Below are 5,506 nucleotides of genomic sequence, written 5' to 3'. Positions count from 1 at the left end.
CGGTAAACGCGCATAAAGGAGGAAGATATTATGCATATGTGTGTGACTACAATTCTGTATACTGCCATTATGGTATTCGCGATTACCAGTATTGGATTTGGAATCGGAAAACTAAATAAATTCGGTGACAGTGATGAAATTATTAACATGGACGATAAATAAGGAGGAAGACAAAATGACTACAACACAGATCTGGATGTTATGTTTTGTCGGAGTTATGGTTCTGCTGATGATCCTGTCAGCTGTATGGAATCAGATGGGAAAGAAAAACAGGGAAGAGCAGTAACCCTGGTACAGCGGAAATACGAAAAACAGCAAGTAATATAGGAAACACAAATAGAACGAACAGAATAACAGATTTCAAGTCGAACGCACGTGAGACTTGGTGCGTGATTCTGGTCAGCGAAAGCTGACATGTTCTTCTCAGAATCACTGCACTTTACACTAATAAGAAACAGGAGGATTTTTTCATGAAACGTGGTATTGATATTAAATTAAATGTAAGACCGATTTTCCTTTCACTGGTACATCAGACCGTATTTGAGGGTCCATGTCGTTTCGGACATGATGAGGAGCTGGAAATGGCTTACGACCAGATGGTAGAAGCAGAGTTATTTGAACAGTACAAAAAAGACCTGAAAAAATATATCACAGATCCGCAGATCAACGTAATGGAGTGCATTTACATAGAGCGTCATGAGGATTTTATGAGTCCGGAATCCATGTTTGAAGCTATGACAGTGGATAATGACGAGGTAGATCTGTATTTGTTTAATACAGAAATCGGACGTACCGATATTACGACAGAATTTGCACAGCGTTATAAAAAACCAATCGCTATTATGCCGTACAATTGCTGCTGCCTGGCAGACTGTGTACCGCCGCTGATCGCAAGAGGTCTGGAGGCATATGGTTTTTATGACTGGGATGATGCAAACAAGACTATGCGTGCCATGCGTGTACGCAAAGTGCTGAGAAACATGAATGTGCTGGTAACACCGAGATATAATGCGAACAAATCTTTTTCTTCTGAGTCCAGCTTTAACTCACTGGCTCAGGTTACTGATAAATTCGGCATCAAATTCCGTGTGCTGAACGTACATGAATTTATCGAGACCACACATGTAGTGGATCCGACCACAAATAGTACGGTTCCGGGCAGAAACATCAACAACTTGGATGAGGCAGATATGGTAGAAATCGAGCGTATCACAGATGAACTGATCGCCGGTGCAAATAAAGTCGGCATGGAACGTGATATGATCATCAAATCTGTAAAATTATGGTACAATGCACAGAAACAGATGAAACTGTATGACTGCAACGCGTTCAGTATGCCATGTCCGGATGCCTGTGCAACCAGACGTCTGAATCAGGAACAGTTTACCGCATGTTTATGCCATTCCCTGAACAACGAGATGGGTATCCCGTCTGCCTGTGAGTATGATATCGGAGCAGTTGTTGTCATGATGATTCTGTCCAACTTATCCAATTCCGCAGCTTATATGGGAAATACAAACCCGATCTTCTATGATGAAAATGGAGATGCAATTCCGGAGCGTGTTATTACAGCAGAGAACCTGAAAGATATCAAAAATGTACCGAATCTGTATTACACCTTCCATTCCACACCGAACAGAAAACTCAAAGGCTTTGACCAGCCGTATGAGGAGTATGGTATTCAGCCGTTCGCATACAGCGGATGGGGTGCAACCCTGCGTTATGATTTCGCAAAAGATGCCGGTCAGGTAATTACAATGGCACGTATCTCTCCGGATTGCAGCCATATGATGATCGCAAAAGGAACGATTGTAGGCGGTGGCGGCGTAGACAGCCAGAACTGTTCCCTGAGTGTAATCTTTACCGTAGACAATCAAAAAGATTTCTTTAAGAAACAGGTTCGTTACGGTGGAAACCATATGCCGCTTGTATACGGTGATTATACAGAAGAACTGGAAATGCTGGCAGAAATGCTTGGTCTGGAAGTAGTCAGAGCATAGAAACTGTGTCTGTAAGATAAAATGAACGGGGCGCAAAGCAACTGCAGATGAGCTGCCGGTATTGAAAAACATGGTAGCAAAAATGAAACAGGATAGTATAATAGATTTTGTAAAGATTATACATGTGTGGAGGAGATCAGAGGATCTCCTCCATGTTTGCTTTTAATGAAAAAATACTATATAAATAGGAAAACTGGAAAAATAGAATGGACGGTAAAAATATAGAAGGAAGAGTCGATAGGATGCAAGCACAGATCAGAAATGATTTTCCAATCTTGGAACAGAAGATAAATAATAATCCGCTGATTTATTTTGATAACGGAGCGACTACACAGATGCCAAACTGTGTTCTGGAATGTCTGGACCGGCATTATATGCAGGATAATGCGAATGTGCACCGGGGAATCCATACACTAAGTGAACGGTCCACATGTGTCATGGAAGATGCCAGAAAGACAGTGGCTGATTTTATCGGGTGTGGCGATCCGATGCAGATCATATTTACCAGAGGAGCTACGGACAGTCTGAATCAGGTGGCGTTCGGTTATGCGGCGCAGTATATGCAAAAAGGCAGGAAGGTGATCGTGACAGAGTTCGAACATCATTCCAATTTTGTCCCGTGGCAGCAGGCGGCGAAACGGACCGGTGCAGAGTTTGTGGTGATACCGATGCGAGAAGATGGCAGACTGGATATGGAAACATTGGAACGGGAACTGGACGAGTCCGTGGTGATCGTTTCGGTGACTGCAATCTCCAATGTGACAGGAACGGTACTCCCGGTGCGTGAGATCATTCAGAAAGCACATCAGTACAATGTCCCGGTGTGTGTCGATGCTTCCCAGGCAATCCGGCACGGTCAGATGAATGTGCGGGAACTGGACTGTGATTTTCTGGCCTTTTCCGGACACAAGACCATGGGACCTGCCGGGATCGGTGTATTATACGGAAAGAAGGAACGACTGGATGTTATGGAACCGCTCTGGTACGGCGGTGGTATGGTGGAGGTAGTAGGAAACGAGGATACAAGTTTTACCACGATCCCATATCGTCTGGAGGCCGGTACCCCGAATTATCCGGGAGCTATTGGGCTTGGTCAGGCACTGCAGTATCTGCAGGAAATCGGTACAAAAGAGATTGCGGCATGGGAGAAAAAACTGACGGATATGCTGGAACAGAGACTTTCCGAACTGAAATATGTGCACGTACTGGGCGGAAATGTGGAAAAACAGAGTGTGATCTCTGTGGTGGTAGACGGCGTCCATCCATACGATATGGCAAGTTTTCTGGATAAATACGGTATTGCGGTACGCAGTGGCAATCACTGTGCACAGCCGATGCTGCGCAGGCTGGGCTATGATTCGGTGATCCGTTTTTCGCCGGCATTTTATAATACAAAAGAAGAAATCGAAGTGATCGGTGATCGTATGGAGAAGATCATTTCGTTTTTGAAAAAATGGTGACATAAATTATGAGAGAGACAAAAGGGAGGAACTGTAATGAAAGATGCTTATATGAACCTGAGTTTTTACCAGATGTGGTACTTTATCCGTACCATTGAGCTTGGAAGTTATTCCAGGGCTTCCCAGGATCTCAATGTAACACAGTCGACATTAAGCAAATGTATTCAGAACATAGAACAGAACCTGAAAATGGAACTGTTTATCCGGGAGAAAAATAATCTGATACCGACAGAAGCGGCAAAAAGCCTGTATCAGGTATGGAAAAAGATGATTGCGGAAATGCAGGAAGCAGTGGAGGACGCACGGCGTTATATGGGAGGTCGAAGTGAGAGCCTGAAGATTGGTGTGTTGGATTCCCACAAATCAGAATCTTATCTGTGGGAATATGTAGAAGCGTTTCATGAGCTTTATCCGGATATTTCGCTGGCAGTTGAGTCAGAACGGCCGGAAGTATTGCACAAAAAATTGATGGAAAATGAACTGGATGTTATTTTTACCGTGCGCTATGATATGGAAACAATTTCCTGGACTGGACATCATATGGAAGTGGTGAAGGAGACCCCGTTTACCGTCTGTATGAGAGCAGACAATCCGCTGGTGGACAAGCAGGTGTGGGAAGTTAAAGATTTAAAAGAGTGTAATCTGGTCATGATTTCAGCATTGCATCTGCCAAGTTATAACAGTATGATTGTGGAACTTTGCCTAAAATACGGCTTTTTTCCCAATGTTGTCTATAATGCGCAGAATGCAGCATCTCAGATATATAATCTGTTGAAGAATAACGATGTGTTTATCTGTGATAAATATCACAAAGATTATGGTTCATCTCATGTGATCTCGCGGCCGATAAAAAATACAAAGAGCGGTGTTGTGATGGTATGGAAGAACGAAAGAAAAAAATATCTCTGTCAGTTCATTGATGTAGTGAGAAACTGCAGACAGCATGAACAACAGGAAAAATTTCAGAACGAAAGGATGCCGGAGGAAGAAAAATGAAGACAATAGATGAAATTCAGACAGAGTTTGTAACTGCGTTTAATGAGATTGATGACTGGATGATGCAATATGAATTTTTACTGCAGGTGGGTGCAGAACTGGAGCCCTATCCGGATAGATGGCGGGATGACAATCATCTGATCCAGGGCTGTCAGTCAAAAGTATGGATTCACTGTGAGGAACAGAATGGAAGACTGCATATCTGGGGCGATTCGGAAGCACTGATCATCAAGGGAATCATTGCAGTGGCCATTGTGATGTTTCAGGATCAGAAAAAGGAAGATATTGCCGGTGCAAAGGTGTGGTATATTGCGGATACAGATTTGAAAAATCAGATCAGCACAGATCGGTTCAACGGTGTGAACAGTGTGATCCGGCATATACAGTCCATTTGAGCGTTAAACCGAATAAGCTAACAGGAGATCAGCTATGAAAAATGAATTTCTGAATCTGATTCGGAATGATGAACAGAGATAAGAAAAAATAGAGGGAGAGGAAGTTTATCATAGTTGCTGTAACAGAAGTGATCGAAATACTAGGATATGAGAAAAAGTCCGTTACATATGCGAGATATTCGTTTTTCAAAAGACAGAAAACCAGCTACAATATAAACATATTAAGTTGGCCGACTTGATGAGAAGTTTGTATTGTATCTGAGGAGGAAAACGAAATGATTGCAAAAAATATTGATGTGAAACTGAATGTTCGCCCTATTTATATCGGTTTGGTACATGAATATGCTTATGAGGGACCGTGCCGCTTCGGGGAAGGCGATGCGCTGGAAAAAGAATTTGATCAGATGGTAAGCCGCGAAACTTATGAAATATTCAAACAGGATGTTTTCTCTCATGTTCCGGCTGGAATAAATATGATGGATCCGATTTATCTGGAAGCTACGGATGAATGGGTAAATTCTGAAAAAATTTATGAAACAATGAGTGCGGAGATTGACAAAATTGATTTGTTTGTATTCAAATATTGAAAACGGAATTCCTTCTGCCTGTGATCTGGATTTCAATTCATTGCTTACGCAGGCGATATTGGAGAATC

Annotated in this window: 6 protein-coding genes; all 6 read left to right on the top strand. The window is 42.6% G+C overall.

The features are described from left to right. Positions 1-30 precede the first annotated feature (30 nt). The 6 genes from Q0I54_RS12910 (at position 31) to Q0I54_RS12885 (ending at position 5,438) form a co-directional block, all read left to right on the top strand. Positions 31-162, top strand: a complete 132-nt coding sequence (locus Q0I54_RS12910; protein ID WP_288620687.1) for a hypothetical protein — start codon at positions 31-33, stop codon at positions 160-162. A 308-nt stretch (positions 163-470) separates the two neighbouring features. Further along, positions 471-2,000: a hypothetical protein gene (locus Q0I54_RS12905; RefSeq protein ID WP_021740821.1), complete on the top strand. Its 1,530-nt coding sequence runs from the start codon at positions 471-473 to the stop codon at positions 1,998-2,000. Positions 2,001-2,242: 242 nt separating this feature from the next. Further along, on the top strand, positions 2,243-3,460 hold the full coding sequence (locus tag Q0I54_RS12900; RefSeq protein WP_296119212.1) for an aminotransferase class V-fold PLP-dependent enzyme: 1,218 nt from the start codon (positions 2,243-2,245) through the stop codon (positions 3,458-3,460). A 36-nt stretch (positions 3,461-3,496) separates the two neighbouring features. After that, entirely contained in the window at positions 3,497-4,456 is a 960-nt protein-coding gene (locus Q0I54_RS12895) for a LysR family transcriptional regulator (RefSeq protein WP_296119211.1), read from the top strand. Beyond that, positions 4,453-4,851 carry a SufE family protein gene (locus Q0I54_RS12890; RefSeq protein ID WP_296119209.1) on the top strand — a complete coding sequence of 133 codons (399 nt, stop codon included), beginning with the start codon at positions 4,453-4,455 and terminating at the stop codon, positions 4,849-4,851. Before Q0I54_RS12895 ends, Q0I54_RS12890 begins: the two co-directional genes overlap by 4 nt. 275 nt (positions 4,852-5,126) lie before the next feature. Continuing rightward, complete coding sequence (locus tag Q0I54_RS12885) at positions 5,127-5,438, top strand: hypothetical protein (RefSeq protein ID WP_296119206.1); 312 nt, start codon at positions 5,127-5,129, stop codon at positions 5,436-5,438. The last annotated feature ends 68 nt before the right edge of the window (positions 5,439-5,506 follow it).

The sequence above is a fragment of the uncultured Eubacterium sp. genome, from assembly GCF_934295145.1.
Taxonomy (GTDB): Bacteria; Bacillota; Clostridia; order Lachnospirales; family Lachnospiraceae; genus Eubacterium_I.
The sequence above is the reverse complement of the archived record's forward strand: the minus strand, read 5'-3'. Positions and strand labels throughout refer to the sequence as shown.